We start from the raw sequence: 21,112 nt of genomic DNA on the forward strand, positions 1-21,112 counted from the left end.
TGAGGGCTGTGGAGCGCGGTGTATCCACAGCCTTGAGTGCAGTCTGGGCGCCTATTCATCGAATGTGTCGGTGCTGCCCCTGAGTATCCCGGCATGCAAAGAGTGCTCGTCGGCAGCGAGGCATTGGCTTCTGGATTGTTGACGCGGTCGGCTTTGCGCTGGAACTACCGCCGGATGTTCCCTGACGTCTATGTCGACGCGAGAGCCGAACCGACATTGCGCGACCGCATCGGTGCTGCCTGGTTGTGGTCACGGCGAAGCGGTGTCATCGCCGGTGCCGCAGCCTCGGCGTTGCACGGTGCGAAATGGGTCAAGGCGCAAACGCCGATCGAAATGATCTGGCGGTCTGGTCGGCCGCCGTCCGGCATCGTGGTGCGCAACGAACGTCTCGATGGGGACGAAGTCATGCTCGCCGACTAGTGACCACCCCGGAGCGGACGGCCTTTGATCTGGCGAGGCACCTACCGCGCAACGAGGCCGTCGCTCGCCTCGATGCTCTGGCAAACGCGACGGGTGTCAAAGCGGTCGATGCGTTGCTTCTGGGCGAGCGCCACCCGGCAGCACGCGGAATCCGACGTGCGGTCGAAGCGCTGAGCCTGATGGACGCCGGCTCGGAATCGCCGCGGGAGACGTGGCTGCGATTGATCTTGGTCGACACATGGCTGGACCCGGTGCGGACCCAGATCGCCGTCGGAGAGCGGGTGCACCTCGATATGGGATACGACGAGCCGATGATTGGGCTGGAGTACGAGGGCGCACACCACAGTGAGGACCGCGACACCCACGTCTACGACATCGGGCGTTCGGAGTTCGTCGAGCGTCGAGGCTGGCTCACCGTCAAAGTCGTCAAGGAGCACTCGCCGGCGTTCATCAAGCATCGAGTGGGTGAGGCATTCGTGCGACGCGGTTACACGCCGACTTTGCGTCCACGGCCGCGAAGTCGGCGTCGGAACGGCCGCCAGCGCAATCTCGGCGACTAACCACGCAACAACGAACCAGACAACGACTAACCACGCAACGACCAATGGGCCCAACCAGTTTCCTGGTCGGGCCCATCGGGGGAGCTGCTACTGGTTGGCTTCTTGACGCTTTTCCGCTGCCTTTGCGCCGGCCCTGGCCGACTCGGCCTCGGCTTCCTTCTCGGCAACCTCGCGCTGAGCATCTGCCTTGTCCTGCTGGGCTTTACCTTCACGGACCATGTCGTCGCGTCCGGTGACGGTGCCGACGGTCTCCTTGGCCTTGCCCTTCACGTCCTCGACGACGCCCTTGATGCCTTCTTCGGGTCCACTGTTCTTCTCGGTCATATTCGCCTCCTGCTCGTGGAATGGTTTGGTCTTCGACGCCCATTTCTGAGCCATCGCAAGGCTTCCCGGGACCGAGGCGGCTAAACGCGTGACGGTGGTCTCATTCCGATACCGCTGCGCTGCCGCCCAGCCAACAGCGGTTTGACCAGGAGGGGCACGGGTACGGGGCTGCCATGCCTTACGCAGCTAACCGGGTTTGGCGGGCACACGTCCCGGGGTATGGATTCCGCACCATGAACACAATGTCGCCGAGCGTCGTCTCACTGCATCATCGGCGCGAGCATCAGGAACGCTCCGGCGTAGATGGCCACACCGATCAGGATGAGAATCGCAAGAACCGCCGCAGCGATCACCAGAATGCGGCGCAGCGGCTTGGTGTTCTGGTCCATCCTGACCGGCTACCCGGCACAGGTTGGCCACTAACAAATGCACTAGTGATTGCCCGCAGCGCCCATGGATAACGGCAATGGAGCCTGGGGTAATCTCGCTGGGAAGTTTTCGGGAGGTCACATGGCCGATGTTGCGAGCCACATCGATGGACAGCGCTACAGCCCGCACTCGGTTGAACTCCGAGTTGCGGCGACGCTGGAGAATTTGGCGGTGCTGCGCACTCTGGTGGCCGCGATCGGCACGTTCGAGGATCTCGATTTCGACGCCGTCGCCGACCTGAGGCTGGCAGTCGACGAAGCGTGCACCCGGCTCATCCGATCGGCAGTCCCGGAGTCGACGCTGCTGGTTGTGGTCGACCCGCGCCCCGAGGCGCTCGTCGTGCACGCGTCGACGACATGTGACAGCACCGATATCCTGGCGCCAGGCAGCTTCAGTTGGCATGTTCTGAGCTCGCTGACCGATGAAGTCACCACATTCTCGGATGGACAATCGGCCGGCGACGGGGAGGTATTCGGCATCTCGATGACGACAAGGCGAGCGAGTTCGTTGCAGTGACACGGCCCTCGTCGCAGGGTTCGTCATCTCGGTCGAGCTCTGAATACTCCGACGTTGCCGACATGTTCCGAGAGTTGGCAAAACTCGAGGAGGGGTCGGCACCGTTCCAGCGGCAGCGCGACCGTATCGTCGAGCGCTGCCTGCCTCTGGCCGACCACATCGCCCGCCGCTTCGACGGCCGGGGCGAGCCCCGCGATGACCTGGTTCAGGTTGCGCGCGTCGGGCTCGTCAACGCGGTGATCCGTTTCAATGTCGAGGCGGGCTCAGATTTCGTGTCGTTCGCGGTGCCCACCATCATGGGCGAGGTCCGCAGGCACTTCCGCGACAACAGCTGGTCGGTGAAGGTACCCCGTCGGCTCAAGGAACTGCACCTCCGGCTTGGCGCCGCGACCGGCGAGTTGTCTCAACGTCTGGGCCGTGCCCCGACCGCGAGCGAACTGGCCGCCGAGTTGGAAATGGACCGCGACGAGGTCATCGAGGGCCTGGTTGCCGGCAGCTCCTACAACACACTTTCGATCGACAGTGGTGGGGGTAGCGGTAACGAGGACGCGCCTGCGATCGCCGACACGCTCGGCGACGTCGACCTCACGCTGGATCAGATCGAGAACCGGGAAGCATTGCGTCCGCTGCTGGCGGCGCTGCCGGAGCGGGAGCGCACCGTGCTGGTGCTGAGGTTTTTCGAGTCGATGACCCAGACGCAAATCGCCGAGCGGGTCGGCATCTCACAGATGCATGTTTCGCGGCTGCTCGCGAAGTCGCTGACTCGCCTACGGGATCAGTTGGAATGAGTGCGGCGGATCCCGCTGCACATCCTCCAGCGCAGTGGGGATGTCGAGGCTGATCGGCAGAGCCGAGTCAGGGTCGCAGATGCGGAGCACGCGTTTGACGGCTCGGCCCGGAACCAACGCCCACCGGATGTCTTTTCCGACGCATTGCACGTTGAGCGTGTGCAGGGCCGAAAAGCCTGCAGTCGAGAAGAAGGTCAAACCGGATAAGTCGACGACAAGCCACTGCGTGGTGGCGGAGTGTCGCAGCGCGTAATCGACGAAGGTGATGCCGTTGGCGGCGTCGAGTTCTCCGTGTCCGGCGACGATGGCGGTGGCCGGCCGGGGCCAGGTCGTATCGAACAGCGCGGTGCGGCAGACGACGCGGTCAGGATCGGGCGGGGCCTGTGGTTGGCCTGGGACGTGAGGCACGGTGACTCCGTTCGAAGAGCTCCAAGATCGTGCTGTGACTTCACGTCAAGGTTGGGCCCTAGTGCTCAAAGCCTGCGCAGAACCGAACCTTCTGTCCCACGTGACGATGACGTTTCCAGACGGCTGTGAGTTCAACCTTGACTTGACCATACGCCTGGAAAGAGCTAATGGACAATGAATAAGAAATGTCGTCACAAATGGTCGTCGGCCGCTTCATGGCTGCGAGGAAGAGGGCTCGGAAAGCGCTGTGGCACAGAGTTTTTGGGCTTCCGGAATAGTGCTGGCCGCAGGTGCGGGCACACGATTCGGGATGCCGAAGGTGCTCGCCGCTGACGGTGAGTGGCTGCGCGCGAGCATCGCGGCGCTGCGCGGTGGCGGGTGCCGGGAGGTGCTCGTCGTGCTGGGCGCGGCCGTCGTCGACGTGCCGGCGCCGGCTCGAGCCGTCGTCGCCGAGGACTGGGCCGACGGTCTCAGCGCGTCGGTGCGTGCCGGCGTGCTCGCTGCGCATGAGTCCGCCGAATTCGTCGCACTGACGACCGTGGACACCCCGGACGTGGGGGCTGCGGCGGTGCGGCGGGTACTTGCGGCTGCGGGGGAGTCGGGGCTCGCTCGGGCGCGCTACCACGGGCGACCGGGGCATCCGGTGGTGCTGGCGCGCAGGCACTGGCCGGCGCTGCTCGCCGCACTGACCGGGGACGACGGCGCCGGACCGTTCCTGAGAGGACGTCCCGACGTCGTCTCCGTCGAATGCGGCGACCTGAGCACCGGGCGCGACATCGACCAGCGTTAGTCGAGCATGGCGTCGGCGAAGCGCTGGACAGCTTCTGCGCCCGTCTGGGTCGCTCGTTCGTGGCCCGGGCGGCTGCGGGTGCCAATCGTGCGGGCCGACGGCTCGAGTGTCACTTCGCCCAGCAGTTCCCCGGTTGTCGGCTCGCAGACCGCCCACGTATATTGCGAGTCCGAATCCCACTGCGCTGCAGCACTTTCCACGTAGTCGGGCCGATCTTCGCCCAGGTCGGCCAAGGCGGGGCGGTCGTCGACCCGGTCGTCGGCGCGCAGCGCGCGCAGATACCAGGCACCGGCATTGATCTCGACGGGCTGCACCCGCTCAGCTTGCCACGCGGCCGCGATACGGGATCGGCCCCGCCCTCCGCGGTCTTCACCGCGGAAAACGGGGCCGTTCACCCCTCGGTCCCCCTCGTCGGAGCCGTCACGCCCCGGCGGGCCGCTTCCGCCCCTCGGCAAACCGATGATCTTGCGAGGGCAAACGCTATCGGATGGGGACGCGCTACACAGTCCGTTTGCAAAATTGACGCGAACTTCGCCGACGAAACGGCAACTCCGCAAGGCGATCTGGAGCCTGAGGGCAACGTTGCGGCCTAGAGCCAGCTAAGCCGACGGCTGAAACTCACCTGCTACGTGTACGTGAAAAGGCGGTGAAATGCAGGTCCGGCAATCAACGAACACGGGGTGCCACCGTGAGGTGACACCCCGCACTCGTCGGTGAGAATTATTCGGAGCTCTTGAGCTCGCAGACGACAGTGCCCTGGGTGATGGCTGCGCCCGGCTCGACGGCCAGGCCGGTGACCACGCCGTCCTTGTGGGCGGTGACCGGGTTCTCCATCTTCATGGCCTCCAGGACGACCACCAGATCGCCGGCAGAAACCGTCTGGCCCTCTTCGACGGCGACCTTGACCACGGTGCCCTGCATCGGAGCCGTCACGGCGTCACCGGACGCGGCCGCACCGCCCCCGCCACCACGCTTGCGCGGCTTGGGCTTCTTGCGGATCGCGCCGTGGGGCTGAGCGCCGCCACCGCCGAGGGCGAGATCGCCGGGCAGTGACACCTCCAGGCGACGGCCACCGACCTCGACCACGACGGTCTGGCGCGGGATGGTGTCTTCCTCGTCGATCGGGTCGCCGCCGGTGAACGGCTCGACGGTGTTGTTCCACTCGGTCTCGATCCAGCGGGTGTGGACGTCGAACTTCTCGCCGTCACCGATGAACGCCGGGTCCGAGACGACGGCGCGGTGGAACGGGATGACGGTGGCCAGGCCCTCGACATGGAATTCGGCCAGCGCGCGGCGCGAGCGGGCGAGGGCCTCTTCGCGGGTGGCGCCGGTGACGATCAGCTTGGACAGCATCGAGTCGAACTGGCCGCCGATGACCGATCCGGCCTCGACACCGGAATCCAGGCGGACGCCGGGGCCGGTGGGGATGTCGTAGCGGGTGACGGGCCCGGGCGCGGGCAGGAAACCGCGGCCGGCGTCCTCGCCGTTGATGCGGAACTCGAACGAGTGGCCGCGCGGCGTCGGATCCTCGGTGATGTCGAGGGCTTCGCCGTTGGCGATCTTGAACTGCTGCTGCACCAGGTCGATGCCCGAGGTCTCCTCGGTGACGGGGTGTTCGACCTGCAGGCGGGTGTTGACCTCGAGGAACGAGATCAGGCCGTCCTGGCCGACGAGGTATTCGACGGTGCCTGCGCCGTAGTAGCCGGCCTCCTTGCAGATGCGCTTGGCCGACTCGTGGATTTCCTTGCGCTGCGCGTCGGTCAGGAACGGCGCGGGCGCCTCCTCGACGAGCTTCTGGAACCGGCGCTGTAGCGAGCAGTCGCGGGTGCCCGCGACCACGACGTTGCCGTGGGTGTCGGCGATGACCTGAGCCTCGACGTGGCGCGGCTTGTCGAGGTAGCGCTCGACGAAGCACTCGCCGCGGCCGAACGCCGCGACGGCCTCGCGGGTGGCCGAATCGAACAGCTCGGGGATCTCTTCGAGGGTGCGGGCGACCTTCATGCCGCGGCCGCCGCCGCCGAACGCGGCCTTGATCGCGATCGGCAGGCCGTGCTCCTTGGCGAAGGCCAGGATTTCGTCGGCGTCCTTGACCGGATCGGGGGTGCCCGGAACGAGCGGGGCCTGCGCGCGGGCGGCGATGTGGCGCGCGGTGACCTTGTCGCCGAGGTCGCGGATGGACTGCGGGCTGGGGCCGATCCAGATCAGGCCGGCGTCGAGGACGGCCTGGGCGAAGTCGGCGTTCTCGGAGAGGAAGCCGTAGCCCGGGTGGACGGCGTTGGCGCCAGACTTCGCCGCGGCGTCGAGCAGCTTCTCGAACACCAGGTAGGACTCGGCCGAGGTCTGCCCGCCGAGGGCGAATGCCTCGTCGGCCAGTCGTACGTGGGGTGCGTCGGCGTCGGGTTCGGCGTAGACCGCCACGCTCTGCAGTCCAGCGTCCTTGGCGGCACGGATCACTCGGACGGCAATCTCTCCGCGGTTGGCGACGAGCACCTTGGAGATCTTTGAGCTGGCATGACTGGCCACTGCGCCTCCTGATGGCAAGGTTTTCGGCCGTAAACGGCCTTCTCTAAGAAACGTCTTTAAGAATCTATCGGGCAGTTTAAGCGGGGGCCCTGTGGCCACGCCAAGCCGGTATCGGTTACTCCTCGGTAGGTTCGCGCGCCCCGGGTTCCAGCGCGAGGTGACACACACGATTTCCGCCCGCTCGCTTGGCGCGGTACATCGCGACGTCGGCCTGCGCGGTCAACCAGCGCAGCGAGTTCCCGATGTCGGTGCTCTCGAAGGCCGACACGTCGACGCACGCCGTTCCGATGCTGGCGGTGAGCTGATACGAGGTCGTGGTGACCGCATAGCGCGCCCTCTCGCCGAGCTCGGTGATGTCGGTGGCGGTCACAATGTCGGCGGCGAGAAACTCTTCGCCGCCGACCCGGCCGAGGATCGTGGTCTCCGGCAGGTGTTGCTTGAGTGCCGCGCTCGTCGACACCAGAGCGGCGTCGCCGGTGTGATGGCCATGCAGATCGTTGAGGGCTTTGAAGCGATCGAGGTCGATCATCGTGAACAGCAGGTGGCTGCCGCGGCGCTGCCCGTCGAGGAGGGCCTTGATCACCTCGCGTTCGAAGGAGCGGCGGTTGAGCAAGCCGGTCAAGGGGTCACGGTCGGACTGGACCAGGTCGAACCCGAGCGCATGAACAACGAGTTGGACGGCCAGCGGAACGCCGGCGTTGAGTTCGATGACGAGGAAGATCATCGAAAAGGTGAGCACCGTGTTCTGCGCGGGTAGCGACATTGCGTGCAGAGCAGCGACGCCGAGCGCGAGCAGGACGTTGGCCGTCACCAGCCGGCTGGTGTGGAAGAACGCGAGATAGGCGCCGGAAAGGGCGAGGGCCGTGCACCCCACGACGCCGACTGAGGGATCGCCCGACAGCCACGTCGTGAAGGCGATGCTGACGGAGAAGGTCATGCCGTAGGCGACGGATTGGCGGCGGCTGGGCCATCGCGTCAACCAGAGTGCGGCCCACCCGAGGTGGATCGCGGCGATGGCGATGCTGAGCGCGATGAACGCGGCGCGGTGGGGCGTGTCAGGCGACAGCACCGCGTTGGCGGGAAACAGCAGCGCGGCGCCCGAGACCGTCGCCATGCCGATCTGTACCGGGCGGGTGAAATTGCGCGCGTGCAGGTAGCTCGACAGCCAGTCGTAATGGTCGGGGAGTCGCCACCACCGCAATACCGCATTCAACTGCTACCCCGCCGCCCCCGCCTTGATCAGAGTCGATCGGTCAGAGCGTACGGCGACTTGCTGGAAAGACCTTGAGATTCAGGTGGACCCGCGAGGCGCAGGTCACCAACCGCCGATGCCGGGGCCGCCGGCCCAGCTGGGCAGGAACCCGCGTGCCCGGGTGCCGGGAACCCTGCCGGGCACCGCGATCATCGAATCGCGGATTTCACCCTGGGCGTGCAGGGAATCGTCGGCTCCGCGGACCTCGCCGAAGGTGGCGTCCCGGGACACGGTGCCCTGACCGCTGGTGACGGTGTGGCCGGGGCTGATCTCTTCGGCGGATGCGATCCCGCTCGACATCGCCAGGAGGGCGGCGGGTGCCGCAAGGACGGCGCTCACGGCAATCGTGCGCCTGCTGATTTTCGGCATGTATCTCCTCCGGGCGTATGTGTGTCGTCGACTGGATATCGGCCGCGGCGTGCCGGTGTTACGGAGGGAGGTATCTATTTGAGGCGCTTCTTGATGCGGGCGAGCATCGCCGACATGCCCCGCAGGCGAAGCGGGCTGATCAGCTTGGCCAGTCCGAGTTCGGTGTAGAAGTCGTCGGGCACGGCCAGGATGTCGTCGGCCGGCAACCCGTCGAGGCCGGTGGCAAGAATCGCCGCGAAGCCTCGGGTGGTCGGTGCTTCGGCGGGAGCGCTGAAGAACAGCCGCACGTGGTCGCGGTCGTCGGCGTCGACATGCAGGAACAACGGCGACTGGCACTCGGGCACCGGCTCCATCGCCGCTTCTTCGAGGTCGGCGGGCAGCGGCGGAAGCTCGTCGGCGAATTCGAGAAGCAGGGCCAATTTGTCTTGTCCCTCAACATCTTTGAAGTCCGACACCACTTCGGCCAGCGCGGCCGGCATGCTCATGACTTACCCGGCGCCTCGCCGGGCTGTTCTCCGACCGCCACCGGAACGCGCACCGCGTTGCCCCACTCGGTCCAGGAGCCGTCGTAATTGCGGACATTGGGCAGGCCGAGCAGATGGGTGAGCACGAACCAGGTGTGGCTGGAACGCTCGCCGATCCGGCAGTACACCACCGTCTTGTCGTCGGGGGAGAGGAAGCCGTAGAGCTCGTCGAGTTCGGCGCGGCTGCGGAAGCGTCCGCTGTCGTTGGCGGCCTTGCCCCACGGGATCGACACGGCCGTGGGGATGTGGCCGCCGCGCAGCGCGCCCTCTTCGGGGTAGTCGGGCATGTGGGTGCGCTCGCCGGTGTACTCCTGCGGGGACCGCACGTCGATCAGCGGCTGCGACCCGAGGACGTCGAGGACATCCTCTTTGAAGGCACGGATCGGGGCGTCGTCGCGCTCGACGACGGGGTAGCCAGTGGTCTGCTTGTTGGGGACGTCGAGCGTGGTGTCGCGGCCGTCGGAGATCCACAGGGTGCGACCCCCGTCGAGCAGTCGGACGTCCGGGTGTCCGAACAGCGTGAAGACCCACAGCGCGTAGGCGGCCCACCAGTTGCTCTTGTCGCCGTAGATCACGACGGTGTCGTCGCGCGAGATGCCCTTGCGGTTCATCAGGTCGGCGAACTGCTCACCGGTGATGTAGTCGCGCACGTGGGCGTCGTTGAGGTCGGTGTGCCAGTCGATCTTGACGGCGCCGGGAATGTGGCCGGTGTCGTAGAGAAGGACGTCCTCGTCGGACTCGACGATGGCCAGTCCCGGCCTGCCGAGGTTGCCGGACAGCCAGTCGGCAGTGACGAGACGCTCAGGGTGGGCGTAGGACTGCAGGGCAGGGCTGGGATCAGCAGGTAGCGGCACGTGTTCGAGCCTACCGGGGCCTGATCCGGAGTTTTGGGCGCAATCGTGCCCATTTGGGCGCTAGGTGATGGCGCCGGGGCTCATCGCGAAACTGATGATGCTGACGGTGATCAGGATCAGTCCGCCGACGCCTCCGACTTTGGTCGACACGTCGACGTGGAACAGGCCGTGTCTCATATCGCTTCGTGCCTGGCGCACGGCCTCCGGGCTGGCGTAGCGGAGCGGAGTCTCGACGAAGTGGTAGGTCAGCAGAGCCAGCCCGAAGGTGAGGGTCAGCGCGCTGGCGTAGTAGTAGACGTTGCGTTCCATCGCGGCGGCGAGAAGCACGTACACCGGCCAGTGCACCAGGTAGAGCGAATACGAGATGTCGCCGATATAGGTGCTGACGCGGTTGCGCAGGAAGCCCTGGAGGTGGGGTTCGTCGCCGATGCCGGCGGCGATGACGAGTGCGGCGCCGGCGACGGGCAGCAGGGCCCACGGTGCGGGGAAGCCGGCGGACCCGTCGATCACCACGAATGAAATGCCGATGAGCGTCAGGCCTGCCCAGGACATGATCGGGCGGACGGGGCTAGGTAAGCGCGCGAAAACGCCGGTCGCGGTGGCCAGGAGTGCGCCGACGCCCAGCTCCCACATGCGCGACACCGTGCTGAAGAAGGCCCAGCCTGGTGCGGCGGTGGTTTCGTAGATCGACCACGCCAGGGACAGGGCCGCAAGGACGCCGATGACGGCGGCAGTGAGCTTTCGCCACGTCGCATCGCCCCACGCGCGCCGAGCGGCGAACACGGTGATCCCGAGGATCAGCAGCGGCCAGAGGACGAAGAACTGTTCTTCGACGGACAGCGGCCAGTAATGCAGCAGCGGCGATGCCGAATCGGTCGCTGAGTGGAGCTGTTCGCCGCCGGCAGCGAAATGCCAGTTGGCGACGAAGAAGAATGCGAACACGGCGTCGATGCCGACGCTGTGGACGTCTGAGGCCAGTACAACGGCCGACGCGGCAAAGGTCAGGATGAGGACGAAAGTCGCGGCGGGAACGATGCGCTGCACGCGTTCGAGATAGAACCTGCCTACCCTTACGGTTCCGGACTCCGCCGTTGTTCGCAGCAAACTCTCAGTGACGAGGTAGCCGGCAACCACGAAAAAGATGTCGACGCCGACGAAGCCGCCGCGCGGCCACCCGGCCAAGGCATAGGCAAGGACCGCCAGAACGGCGACCATGCGCAATCCCTGGATATCCAGCCGATAGTTTGCTCGTTTTGCACGCCTACGTCGACGCGCTGAGGATTCGCGCCATTGATCGAGCCTCGTCACCATGCTGTGCCCCCCGGCGGACAATAGTCGTGATCGTCAGTACTTCGCTATTACCCGCGATGTTCGACAAATACAACTGTAACGTGTGTCAGATCACTCGCGCAGTATTGCGCTTTCTGGATCGCGGTTTCTGACATCGCGCTGGGCGGTGGCTGGGCGGTTTCTGTCAGGTTGCTGAGGCGCGAAGCGCTTGAGGCGAAGGCGATTTACAGTCATTTGTACGCAACAGCGGAACGGCAGCAAAGCTGCTGCGCCTGATGTAGCCCGCGGACCTTCTTTCGAACTTTGAGCTCCGTCGGGCCAATTCCACACGGACGCAAGGACATAACAGTGAAGAAAATGATCTTGATAGCAACGGCCACGGGTGTGGTTGTCGGAGGAGCCATCGCAGGGACGGGACCGGCGGGTGCCCACGCTGATGACGGCTTGATTCAGTACAAGGAGCCCAACGCAATGTGGGTGATGCCGGACCTGAAAGACGAGATCCTGTTCCGGGCGGAGGCCGACGTCGAAGACGTGGTCGAACAGATGCCGCTGACGTTCAAGACTCAGGCGCCCAATCATGCGCCGGTGTACAACCTCGAGGACTGGGTTGTCTGCGGCGAATCGCCGAAAGCGGGCACTGCGCTCACACCGAAGACGAAGTCTGTGACCCTGCTGTTGGAGCGACCCGGTGCGGAGCACTGCGGCGCGTAAACCGCCAGCTCACCAGCCGCCGTGAGCAAATTGTTATCGAACAACTGGCAGGAAAGAGGCAGCCCCTATTAGGGTTTCCGGCATGGAGCTCAAGGGGTTGGCGAAGCAGGGGCGCGTCGTCGCCGTTGCAATGGCATCGTGCGGGATGGCGTTGGGCATGACCGCCCCGGTTGCGGCTGCGCAGGACGCCGAGACGTGGGAAATGCCGGCTCTGCGTAACGAAGTTCTTCAAAATGCGGTCGACAGCGTCATCGGCGCTGCCGGAGAAGACAACATTAAATGGAACATCTACGACCGCGACATGAATCAGGTCGTCTACAACTACACGAATTGGGTCGTGTGCGGTCAGTCTCCGTCCGCGGAATCGACCGTGAAGGTCAATCCTGCGAAGCCGCAGACGGTCACCCTTGCGCTGAGTCGCCGTTCGGCCGGCTGCTAATCAGGCCCGGCCCAGAGATCGGAGATCGACAGGCCGGTGCGCCGCACCAGCCTGCGAATTAGCGGCAAGCTCAACCCGATGACGTTCGATGGGTCGCCCTCGATGCGCTCGATGAACCATCCGCCGAGTCCGTCCAACGTGAAGGCACCTGCGACGTTGATGGGCTCACCGCTGTCGACATAGCGGCTCACGTCGACGACCGATGGCTCTCCGAAATGCACCGTGGTACTGCCGGTGTCGCCCTCTGTGTGGGTTATGACGCCGGCAGTCAGCCTTAGCAGCGCATGTCCTGTCAGTAGATGCCCGGTGGCGCCTGCCATCGATTCCCATTGCTGCAGAGCCACCTCCGCCGATCCAGGCTTTCCGCGCAGTGCGCCGTCGAGATACAGCATGGAGTCGCAGCCAATCACCAGACAGTCGGAGATCAGCTCGTCGGGCAGCGCGGCCGCGACGCTAAGGGCCTTGGCGTTGGCCAGCTTGGCCACTACCGACTCCGGAGGCAGGTCCGGATCCAGGGACGCGATGAGTGCGTCTTCGTCCACGTCGGAGACGATGACCACTGGTTCGATGCCGGCTTGGCGCAGGACGCGGAGTCGACCTTGGGATGCCGAGGCGAGAACGACTCGGGTGGTCACTTCCGCATGTGCATGCGTTCAAGCAGGGTGACGCGCTGCCAGCTGGTGACGTCGTAGCGCAGTTTGTCGACGGGGTGGCCCCACATGTTGAGTTCCTGCGGGCCCGGGTCGCCGGCCGCGCCGCCGCCGGCGCCGGCGAGTACGGTCACCAGCGCGGCGAGCTCTTCGAGAGAGGGATCGCCTTTGACGATGTGGAAGTGCGGGTCGGCGGCGGGCGGGTCGTCGATGGTCATGTCCCGCGGGTCGGACACCTCGACGATGTCGGCGTCGTGATTCAAAGCTGAAACTCCTTGTCTGAGAACACGATCAGAGCGGGATGTTGCCGTGCTTCTTCGGTGGGGTCTGAACGACCTTGCGTTCCAACAGTTTCAGCGCGGTGGCGACGTAGCCGCGGGTGTGCGAGGGCGGGATGACGGCGTCGACATAGCCGCGTTCGGCGGCGATGTAGGGGTTGACGAGGGTGTCCTCGTACTCCTGCTGCAGCTGCAGGCGAAGCGCGTCGACATCCTGGCCGTCTGCTGCAGCTTGCTTGAGCTGCTGGCGGTAGACGAAGCCCACCGCGCCGGAGGCGCCCATGACAGCGATCTGCGCGGTCGGCCAGGCGACGACCACGTCGGCGCCCATGTCCTTGGAACCCATGACGCAGTACGCGCCGCCGTAGGACTTGCGGGTGATGACGGTGACTTTGGCGACGGTGGCCTCGCCGTAGGCGTAGAGCAGTTTGGCGCCGCGGCGGATGATGCCGTTGTATTCCTGGTCGGTGCCGGGTAGGAAGCCGGGGACGTCGACCAGCAGCACGATCGGGATGTTGAAGCAGTCGCACGTGCGGATGAAGCGGGCAGCCTTTTCGGAGGCGTTGATGTCGAGACAGCCGGCGAACTGGGTGGGCTGATTGGCGACGATGCCCACGGGGCGGCCGTCGACGCGGCCGAAGCCGACGACGATGTTGCCCGCGTATCCGGCTTGGACTTCGAGGAATTCGTCGTCATCGAGGATCCGGGTGATGACCTCGTGCATGTCGTAGGGCTGGTTCGGAGAATCCGGAATCAGCGTATCGAGCTCGAGGTCCTCGTCGGTGAGGCTGTCTTCGATGGGGGCGTCCGAGTGCGGGGCCGGGTAGCGCGGCGGCTCGGCGTAGTTGTTCGGGGGAAGGTAGGACAGCAGATCGCGGACGTAGTCCAGGGCGTCCTGTTCGCCGGACGCGACGTAGTGCACGGTGCCCGACTTGGCCATGTGGGTGTGCGCGCCGCCGAGTTCCTCCATCGTGACGTCTTCGCCGGTGACGGTCTTGATGACGTCGGGACCGGTGATGAACATCTGGCTGGTCTGGTCGACCATGATGACGAAGTCGGTGAGGGCGGGGGAGTAGACGTGTCCGCCGGCGGCGGCGCCCATGATCAGTGAGATCTGCGGGATGACGCCGGAGGCCTTGATGTTGTTGTGGAAGATGCGGCTGTAGAGGCCGAGGGAGACCACACCCTCCTGGATGCGCGCGCCGGCGCCGTCGTTGATCCCGATCAGCGGGCGGCCGGTCTTGATGGCCAACTCCTGGACCTTGACGATCTTCTCGCCGTAGACCTCGCCGAGGCTGCCGCCGAACACGGTGGCGTCCTGGCTGAAGATGCAGACGTCGCGGCCGTCGATGGTGCCGTAGCCGGTGACCACGCCATCACCGGTCGGGCGGTTCTTCTCCAGCCCGAAGTTCTTCGAGCGGTGCTTGGCCAACGCGTCGAGCTCGACGAAAGACCCTTCGTCCAGCAGCGCGAGAATCCGTTCGCGCGCGGTCAGCTTGCCTTTGGCGTGGACCTTCTCAATCGCGGTCTCACCGACGGGGTGCAGGGCCTCCTCAGCGCGCTTGCGCAAGTCGGCCAATTTCCCGGCGGTGGTGTGAATGTCGATCTCGTGGGAGTCAGCTGGCGTCGAAGAAGATTCAGTCACGCTGGTCATGAGTTTCTCCTATGTCAAGCCGCTGCTGTTTGGCAAGCGGGTTGACGGTTTTGGTGGTCGGTGTGCAGATGTCCGAATACGACGCGGGCCAGGCGTCGTTTGAGGCAGCGTAGGGCTTCGGTGGTGGAGTCTCCTTCGGCGAGGCGGTGTCGATAGTAGGTCCGCCCGAGGCCATCGAGACGGATCTGGGTGACCGCGATGCGGTGCAGCGCGGCGTTAAGTTGGCGGTTGCCGGAGCGGGTCATGCGGACCCGTCCGCGAGTGTTGCCCGACCAGACCGGGATTGGTGCCACCCCGCTGTGGCGAGCGAAAGCGGCCTCGCTTTTGAACCGGGTGATTCCGGCGGTCTCGCCGACAATCTTGGCCGCGGTCAGTTCCCCGCAGCCGGGCATCGACAACAGTGCCGGGGCGGCTAGGCGTACGCGATCGCCGATACGTGCGGCGAGGGCGTTGATCTGTTCGGTGAGGCGGGTGATGTCGGCCAGCTCGTCACGGGCTAGTTCGGCGACCAGGCCAGGCTGGGTGGCCAACCATGCCCCGAGCAACTGACGATGCTTGGCACGGTCGAGGGAGCCGGCTTTGGGCGCGTGCGCGGGGTCGAGCTCATGAACTCGCCACAGTAGACGATTGATCGTCGAAGTGCGCTGTCCGACAAGGTCTTCACGGCGATCCACCAGCAGCTTCAACTCCCGGGAGACCTCGTCGTGGGAGGCGACCGAAAGGTCGGGTTCGCGCAGGACCGCCCGCGCCACGGCCAACGCATCGATGGGATCAGACTTGCCCCGGGTGCGTGCGCAGGCTCGGGTCTGGGCCATCAACTTAGGCGGGACTCGTACCACCTGTTGCCCGCAGGTGAGCAGGTCGCGCTGTAGCCGGGCCGACAGGTGACGGCAGTCCTCGATGCCCCACCGCACGTCGCTGCCGAACTGGGTGCGCACCCACACCACTGCGTCATGGTGTCCTGCCGTGGTGGCCGGCACGACCTTCTCGCCGAGCTTGCGTCCGACTTCGTCGACGGCAACGAAGGTGTAAGTGCGCTTGTGCACGTCGGCTCCAACAACAACCATGGTGGTTGCCTCCTTCACTGTGAGGTGACGGTTGGGCCGGTCGGCGGACACATCTCAGTGGGGGCGATGCCACGCTCCTATCAAGTCACGCCGGCCGGTCCTTCACACCTGGTGCCGACAAAACCCATGGTTGCCAACCCGGAGGCGGCGCCGATGCTATGAGCCAGACACCAGATGTAAAGGATCCCAACCACCGCAAGAAGCGGTGACCTCACCCTGACACTGACCCCTGATGCTAACGGCGCGCTGCAGGAGTGTCGCGAGTGGGTCTTATTAGTCCCTTAGAGTTTCTGGACGGATGGCTGGCGTTGCGTGTCACGACTTCGCGGATAGTCGCGCGGCCCACCCGCCTTACAGCTCATCGGCGGCAATGAGCTGGCTCTGGCGTTGCTAGATCAGCACCGCCCGTTCTTGAAACTGATAAGTCCATCCGCTGGGGCGAAGGATCCGCGCTGCAAACAAATAAAACGGGTTCTAGCGATTAATGACATCTATGTGCGTCGGCCGTTACGGCGGCATGTCGAAGCGCTTCCGCAGAGTTGCTCGAGAGGCCGCGATGCAGGTCAGGGGCATTTTTCAAGATTGCGGCGAGAATCCGGGCAGTTCTTTCATTCCGGTTGACAGGGGGGGCGGTGTCTGGGATGCTTCCAGCAACACACAAGGGACTCGAACCTTTTGGGGGGAATAAATAATGAATGCCATCGCAACCAAGTTTCAGGTGACGGCCGCAGCTGCGGCGGTCGCCGCGGGGACTGCCTTGGTTCCGGTCGCTGCGAACGCTGCTCCCGCCGTGCAGCTTCCGGCCGCACCGGTTCAGGTCATGGGGGATATCGCAGCGCAGCCGCAGGGATTGGTCGGCGTGTTCGTTGTGCAATTCACGGGCATCGTCACGAGGACGTCGACTTACTTCACGCGCCTCACAATTTTGAACTACGAATCGCTGCTGGAGGCCAATCCGGACTCAATCTTCGCTCCGTTCTGGGAGGCAAGGATCGAGCGCCTCAACGAGCGGCTAGCCACCTACGGTGAGGTGGAGATATCCGCATGCTTCGGCGGCACTTCGTACTCGATCGTCGCCGGATCCTACGGTGGCGTGACGCGGGGCGCGTGCGTCTAACCTCGTCGGGACACTCCCTATAAATGCTAAGTATGGAAGCCTGCACGTCGTCCGGCGTGCAGGCTTTAATCGTTCACAGGAATTGCTGAGTGCGGTTTTTTTCACGACGCCAATCTGATCAGAATGCAAACGCCGATGACGGTGACGACTCTGAAACGAAGCACGACGAAAGCCCAGGACGGCGTGGCCTCCTCCTTGCCTCTGCGCTGTTAGCGTTCGTTATCGTCGGGCTGGCGTGCTGGGCAGCCATTGGGGCTGTTCAGGCGAAGTCCAATCTTGAGCAGGCCCGTAGTAGCGCTCAAACGGCCAAAGATGCACTGCTGGAAGGTGATACGGCAAGCGCCTCGAAGGCTGCTGACGAAGCTCTGTCCAGCGCCCAGTCCGCACGTGACGCCACTCATTCTCTCGCGTGGAACATCGTCTCCGCGGTGCCCTGGCTCGGTAGTCCGCTGAAGACTGGCCAGCAGGTCACGGACGTTGTCCTAAGGCTCGCCTCGGATGTGTTGAGGCCTGCGGCTGATGTTGGGCTGACGATCGCGCCGGATCGGCTGTATCGCGATGGGCGGGTGGACGTCGAGCTCCTCCGCAGCCAAGAACCCGATTTGCGTGAACTGGCTACGAGCGCGACGCGGCTCAACGCCGAGGCGGCAGCGATTACGGACCCTCGTTACCTGTCGCTGATGAGCGATGCACGGTCAGAACTCCAAAGCCAGATCTCTGAAGTTTCGTCGCTGATCGAGAACGTTGCGTTGGCTGCGCAACTGGCTCCGTCGATGATGGGTGTCGACGGCCCGCGGACCTATTTCATGGGCTTTCAAACAAACGCCGAAGTCCGAGGTACCGGTGGGTTGCTCGGTGGCTATGGCATCCTCAGGTTCGATAACGGCGTGCCGACGGTCGACACGCTGGCTCCGAACACCGATCTCACCGGTGCGGTTGCACCCGTCGACCTGGGAGCCGAATATGACCAGCAGTACGGCTTTCAGAATCCCTTTTTCGATTTTCGCAACAGCAATATCAGTCCGCATTTCCCCTACGCCGCCCAGATTTGGCAAGGAATGTGGCTCGAACGGACTGGTATGAACGTTGACGGCGTGATCGCCATCGATCCCGTCGCGCTGAGCTATATTCTCGGGGCCGTCGGCTCGGTAACTATGCCTGACGGTGAAGTTGTCACGAAAGACAATGTTGTCGAACTGACCGAATCGACGGCTTACATACGATTCCCGACCGATCAGGTTGCACGGAAGCAGTACTTGCAGGACATCGCAAACTCGGTCGTCAAGAAAATGACGGGACGGGTCGATTCCCCGCGGCGACTCCTGGACGCGCTAGGCAAGGCGGTCAGCGAACGCCGTATCGCGGTCTGGAGTGCCGAGCCGGAAGTGCAGACACTCCTAGAGCAAACAGCACTGGCGCACGTACTGCCTGACGACGAGGCGCCGTACGCGGCAGTGGTCCTGAATAACCTCGGTGGCAATAAGCTTGACTACTATTTAAGAACCCAGATCGAGTACGCGGCGGACGAATGTCGAGGTCCGACTCGCGCGTCGACGGTCACAGTGAAGCTGACGAATGCGGTACCCGATGAGCCATTGCCTGAATACGTCGCAGGCGCTTCGGGTTTGTCCCCTGAGCTGGGTCTAACGCTCCCGGACGGATCGAGTGTTACGTCGGTGCGGCTCTTTGCAACCACTGGATCAGAATTGTCCGGCGTGATCCTTAATGGAGAACGCGTGCCAGCGATCCATTACAGCGAACGAGGCCATCCGGTGTTCGAGGTGCAGGTCATCATGACGGCCGGGCAGACGGCGGACATTACTTTTCAGCTGTCGGAGCCAAGCGTGGCGGGTAGGCCGCAAGCGCCCGCTCAGCCTCTTATCGACACAGTTGTGCCTGAGGTCTTGGTGCCCGAGTGTATTCGCTAGTGCCACAAGTGCCCTTTCAAGCCGCCTCGCACAGAATCGTGGCAACTGCCACTAGCTTCGTGTGCGGGCGGTTGGTGGATGTGGTTGATAATCGCCAATCTTTTTCCGCCACGCCTCGGAGGCACTGGTTTCATACTCGCCCGCCCGGGTGGTCAGAATCGGGACTCTGTTCTGAGAAGCGGCGCTGCGGACGCCTAACGGAGCAGACGATTCCCGGCCAACGCCTGGTCCGCCATCGCTCAGTCGAACGAAAGCGGACGTCAGGACTTCTGCGTGTTGGCGAGGTGATCAACGTCAGGTACGGGCGATTGCTCCACTCGGCGCGGCTGGGGCTACGTGAGAGCGACCCCGTCCGGACCGATTTCAATGGGCGACCTCGCTCCCATGAGCCCGCTGCTAGTCGAGCCACTACGCAAGCGTTCGAGTCCAGTGGTTCAGCGAATAGACGGCAATTGGTGCAGAATCATCGTTGCGCTTTTGGCTGCACTTTCAGTGTTGGATTCATTGCAGTTCCCGGGGTTTCAGTATCGGAGGGGTGGTTTAGTTGAATCTCCAGGATTTCATAAAGGTATTTCGCGCGCGGTGGCTGACCATATGTGTCACGGTAGTTATCGCAGTCTTCGCCGCGGTGGTGGTCTCTTTGCTGACGACGCCTCTCTACCAGGCCAAATCGAGGCTCTTTGTTTCAACGACTACGGGTTCGTCCGTCGCGGAGGTGTACCAGGGGAATCGCTTTTCACAGGAAAGGGTCGCGTCCTATGTGCAACTTCTTATGGGTGAAACCCTTGCTCAACGCACAATCGATAAGCTCGGCCTAGATATAAGCGCGGGACAACTCCAAGAAAAGGTCACCGCGAGTGCAAAGCTCAACACCGTGCTAATTGAGGTTCGCGTGCTTGACGCTTCTGCAGTACGAGCGCGGGATATTGCAAATACATTATCAGACGAGTTCGTCGCAATGGTCGCAGAGCTGGAAATGCCGGCGGGTGGCGTCAGACCTGAAGCTCGGGTCGTGGTCGAACAACGAGCTTCAGTTCCGCAATCGCCAGTTGTCCCCGAAACTGGACGCAACGTTCTCATTGGTCTTGCGCTGGGGGTGCTGTTGGGTATCGGCCTGGCGGTATTGCGAGAAATGCTTGACAATACTATTAAAAGCCGTGAAGACTTTGAACGACTAACTGGCTCCGGCCTAGTCGGCAGTGTACCTCTGGATAAGGAACGTCGGAAGCAGACTGCGATTTCCTTTGATTCAGATAATTCCGCAATCGCCGAAGCTTTTCGGAAGATTCGCACTAATTTGCAATTCCTTGCAGTGGATAACCCCCCGCGTGTTCTTGTTGTCACGAGTTCACTGCCCAGCGAAGGAAAGTCTACGACTGCGGTAAATATCGCTTTAGCACTCGCGGAAGCCGAGCACAATGTTGTACTCGTCGACGGGGACATGCGTCGGCCAACATTGGCGAAGAATCTCGACCTGGTCGGTGCTGTTGGTTTTAGTTCGGTGCTTAGTGGTGCGGCAACTTTGCCCGAGGCCTTACAGAAGACGAGATTTCCGGGTCTTACCGTGCTGACCTCGGGCGCAATCCCTCCCAATCCTAGTGAGCTGCTGGGGTCGCAGTCGGCGCGGAAACTCCTCGGTGAACTCCGCGCAGAGTTTGACTACGTGGTTGTCGATTCGACGCCTTTGCTGGCCGTGACGGACGCCGCAATCTTGGCGGCCGGTTCAGATGGCGTCTTAATCATGTGCCGATTCGGTCAGACAAAGCGCGACCAACTTGTCCATGCTGTTGGCACTCTTGAGAGTGTCGGGGCGCCGCTGTTAGGTGCGGTATTTACGATGGTGCCTACTCGTGGCAATGCCGGTTATACCTATAAGTACGCCTATTACGGGTCCGACAGTGCTAAACACACTGATACGCACACGCCGTCCCGGCCATCGCGTTCATCAGGTGACACCAGAATTAGTTCCAGAGTTGAGCAGGATGATGCGAATCTACAGGAACCTCCGTCAGAGATAGCACAAGCTTCGGGAAAGACAAGGCGACTGGACTAGTGGGGAGTAGCTCGCGACGCCTGGCTGTTGCTTTGATCTAGAATCGGGACAATCTGGGGCCGCCTCGTGTTGTTCTCACTCGGTAACCGCAATCACGGCGGGATGTGGCCATCTTTAGACCGCGTTCAAATCCGCTCGAAAAAATGGGCACCGAAGGGCCATATC

Annotated in this window: 22 protein-coding genes and 1 pseudogene; 9 read left to right on the forward strand and 14 right to left on the reverse strand. The window is 63.6% G+C overall.

The genetic code is table 11. From position 1 onward, the window contains the following. Nucleotides 1-93 precede the first annotated feature (93 nt). Nucleotides 94-980: pseudogene (locus AWC12_RS02500) on the forward strand (hypothetical protein). Nucleotides 981-1,067: 87 nt separating this feature from the next. On the opposite strand, the gene mbp1 reads toward AWC12_RS02500, so the two are convergent. Beyond that, entirely contained in the window at nucleotides 1,068-1,304 is a 237-nt protein-coding gene (gene mbp1, locus AWC12_RS02505) for a microaggregate-binding protein 1 (RefSeq protein ID WP_024448488.1), read from the reverse strand. Nucleotides 1,305-1,564: 260 nt separating this feature from the next. Next, nucleotides 1,565-1,693, reverse strand: a complete 129-nt coding sequence (locus AWC12_RS31835) for a hypothetical protein (protein ID WP_272937870.1) — start codon at nucleotides 1,691-1,693, stop codon at nucleotides 1,565-1,567. A gap of 121 nt (nucleotides 1,694-1,814) precedes the next feature. Between AWC12_RS31835 and AWC12_RS02510 the strand changes: the two genes are divergently transcribed. Together AWC12_RS02510 and AWC12_RS02515 are read left to right on the forward strand one after the other, a co-directional pair. Continuing rightward, the gene (locus AWC12_RS02510) at nucleotides 1,815-2,249 is read left to right on the forward strand and encodes an ATP-binding protein (RefSeq protein WP_024448489.1); all 435 of its coding nucleotides are present in this window, start codon (nucleotides 1,815-1,817) and stop codon (nucleotides 2,247-2,249) included. Beyond that, on the forward strand, nucleotides 2,246-3,037 hold the full coding sequence (locus AWC12_RS02515; RefSeq protein ID WP_024448490.1) for an RNA polymerase sigma factor SigF: 792 nt from the start codon (nucleotides 2,246-2,248) through the stop codon (nucleotides 3,035-3,037). The genes AWC12_RS02510 and AWC12_RS02515 overlap by 4 nt, the downstream gene beginning before the upstream one ends. Here AWC12_RS02515 and AWC12_RS02520 read toward each other — a convergent pair. Beyond that, nucleotides 3,017-3,445 (reverse strand): STAS domain-containing protein, encoded by a 429-nt coding sequence (locus tag AWC12_RS02520; protein WP_085172105.1) that lies wholly within the window; start codon nucleotides 3,443-3,445, stop codon nucleotides 3,017-3,019. The two genes, AWC12_RS02515 and AWC12_RS02520, sit on opposite strands and share 21 nt — an antisense overlap. Before the next feature lie 310 nt (nucleotides 3,446-3,755). Here AWC12_RS02520 and AWC12_RS02525 point away from each other — a divergent pair, with 310 nt between their 5' ends. Beyond that, nucleotides 3,756-4,235 (forward strand): nucleotidyltransferase family protein, encoded by a 480-nt coding sequence (locus AWC12_RS02525; protein WP_110808549.1) that lies wholly within the window; start codon nucleotides 3,756-3,758, stop codon nucleotides 4,233-4,235. Here the strand turns inward: AWC12_RS02525 and AWC12_RS02530 are convergent. The 7 genes from AWC12_RS02530 to AWC12_RS02560 all read right to left on the reverse strand — a co-directional run bounded on the left by AWC12_RS02530 (nucleotide 4,232) and on the right by AWC12_RS02560 (nucleotide 11,068). After that, nucleotides 4,232-4,549, reverse strand: a complete 318-nt coding sequence (locus tag AWC12_RS02530; RefSeq protein WP_085172218.1) for a GNAT family N-acetyltransferase — start codon at nucleotides 4,547-4,549, stop codon at nucleotides 4,232-4,234. The genes AWC12_RS02525 and AWC12_RS02530 overlap by 4 nt on opposite strands. A gap of 406 nt (nucleotides 4,550-4,955) precedes the next feature. Continuing rightward, the gene (locus AWC12_RS02535; protein WP_024448494.1) at nucleotides 4,956-6,758 is read right to left on the reverse strand and encodes an acetyl/propionyl/methylcrotonyl-CoA carboxylase subunit alpha; all 1,803 of its coding nucleotides are present in this window, start codon (nucleotides 6,756-6,758) and stop codon (nucleotides 4,956-4,958) included. A gap of 115 nt (nucleotides 6,759-6,873) precedes the next feature. Beyond that, the gene (locus tag AWC12_RS02540; RefSeq protein WP_085172175.1) at nucleotides 6,874-7,971 is read right to left on the reverse strand and encodes a GGDEF domain-containing protein; all 1,098 of its coding nucleotides are present in this window, start codon (nucleotides 7,969-7,971) and stop codon (nucleotides 6,874-6,876) included. Nucleotides 7,972-8,073: 102 nt separating this feature from the next. Continuing rightward, entirely contained in the window at nucleotides 8,074-8,379 is a 306-nt protein-coding gene (locus AWC12_RS02545) for a hypothetical protein (RefSeq protein WP_024448496.1), read from the reverse strand. A gap of 74 nt (nucleotides 8,380-8,453) precedes the next feature. Further along, on the reverse strand, nucleotides 8,454-8,864 hold the full coding sequence (locus AWC12_RS02550) for a SufE family protein (protein WP_085172176.1): 411 nt from the start codon (nucleotides 8,862-8,864) through the stop codon (nucleotides 8,454-8,456). Then, nucleotides 8,861-9,757, reverse strand: coding sequence for a sulfurtransferase (locus AWC12_RS02555; protein ID WP_024448656.1), 897 nt, complete (start codon nucleotides 9,755-9,757; stop codon nucleotides 8,861-8,863). The genes AWC12_RS02550 and AWC12_RS02555 overlap by 4 nt, the downstream gene beginning before the upstream one ends. A 60-nt stretch (nucleotides 9,758-9,817) precedes the next feature. Beyond that, nucleotides 9,818-11,068 carry an acyltransferase family protein gene (locus AWC12_RS02560; protein ID WP_085172177.1) on the reverse strand — a complete coding sequence of 417 codons (1,251 nt, stop codon included), beginning with the start codon at nucleotides 11,066-11,068 and terminating at the stop codon, nucleotides 9,818-9,820. A 336-nt stretch (nucleotides 11,069-11,404) separates the two neighbouring features. Here AWC12_RS02560 and AWC12_RS02565 point away from each other — a divergent pair, with 336 nt between their 5' ends. Then, entirely contained in the window at nucleotides 11,405-11,761 is a 357-nt protein-coding gene (locus AWC12_RS02565) for a hypothetical protein (RefSeq protein WP_051226891.1), read from the forward strand. Nucleotides 11,762-11,843: 82 nt separating this feature from the next. Next, nucleotides 11,844-12,200, forward strand: coding sequence for a hypothetical protein (locus AWC12_RS02570; protein WP_085172178.1), 357 nt, complete (start codon nucleotides 11,844-11,846; stop codon nucleotides 12,198-12,200). Here AWC12_RS02570 and AWC12_RS02575 read toward each other — a convergent pair. From AWC12_RS02575 to AWC12_RS02590, 4 genes are read right to left on the reverse strand one after another with little or no spacing between them, the layout of a single operon-like run. Then, entirely contained in the window at nucleotides 12,197-12,835 is a 639-nt protein-coding gene (locus AWC12_RS02575) for a Maf family protein (protein WP_085172179.1), read from the reverse strand. The genes AWC12_RS02570 and AWC12_RS02575 overlap by 4 nt on opposite strands. Further along, complete coding sequence (locus AWC12_RS02580) at nucleotides 12,832-13,113, reverse strand: acyl-CoA carboxylase subunit epsilon (RefSeq protein WP_024448501.1); 282 nt, start codon at nucleotides 13,111-13,113, stop codon at nucleotides 12,832-12,834. The genes AWC12_RS02575 and AWC12_RS02580 overlap by 4 nt, the downstream gene beginning before the upstream one ends. A 28-nt stretch (nucleotides 13,114-13,141) precedes the next feature. Beyond that, a complete protein-coding gene (locus AWC12_RS02585; protein ID WP_024448502.1) occupies nucleotides 13,142-14,782 on the reverse strand; it encodes an acyl-CoA carboxylase subunit beta in 1,641 nt (546 codons plus the stop codon). 14 nt (nucleotides 14,783-14,796) lie between these two features. Next, on the reverse strand, nucleotides 14,797-15,867 hold the full coding sequence (locus AWC12_RS02590) for an IS110 family RNA-guided transposase (protein ID WP_207576365.1): 1,071 nt from the start codon (nucleotides 15,865-15,867) through the stop codon (nucleotides 14,797-14,799). 673 nt (nucleotides 15,868-16,540) lie between these two features. On the opposite strand from AWC12_RS02590, the gene AWC12_RS02595 reads away from it, so the two are divergent. From AWC12_RS02595 to AWC12_RS02605, 3 genes are all read left to right on the forward strand, one after another. Then, the gene (locus AWC12_RS02595; RefSeq protein WP_085172180.1) at nucleotides 16,541-16,966 is read left to right on the forward strand and encodes a hypothetical protein; all 426 of its coding nucleotides are present in this window, start codon (nucleotides 16,541-16,543) and stop codon (nucleotides 16,964-16,966) included. Between the two features lie 89 nt (nucleotides 16,967-17,055). Next, the gene (locus tag AWC12_RS02600) at nucleotides 17,056-18,894 is read left to right on the forward strand and encodes a DUF4012 domain-containing protein (RefSeq protein WP_085172181.1); all 1,839 of its coding nucleotides are present in this window, start codon (nucleotides 17,056-17,058) and stop codon (nucleotides 18,892-18,894) included. Nucleotides 18,895-19,438: 544 nt separating this feature from the next. Continuing rightward, a complete protein-coding gene (locus AWC12_RS02605) occupies nucleotides 19,439-20,947 on the forward strand; it encodes a tyrosine-protein kinase domain-containing protein (protein WP_085172182.1) in 1,509 nt (502 codons plus the stop codon). Nucleotides 20,948-21,112: the final 165 nt, after the last annotated feature.

It is taken from the genome of Mycolicibacterium iranicum (assembly GCF_002101705.1).
Classification (GTDB): Bacteria; Actinomycetota; Actinomycetes; order Mycobacteriales; family Mycobacteriaceae; genus Mycobacterium; species Mycobacterium iranicum.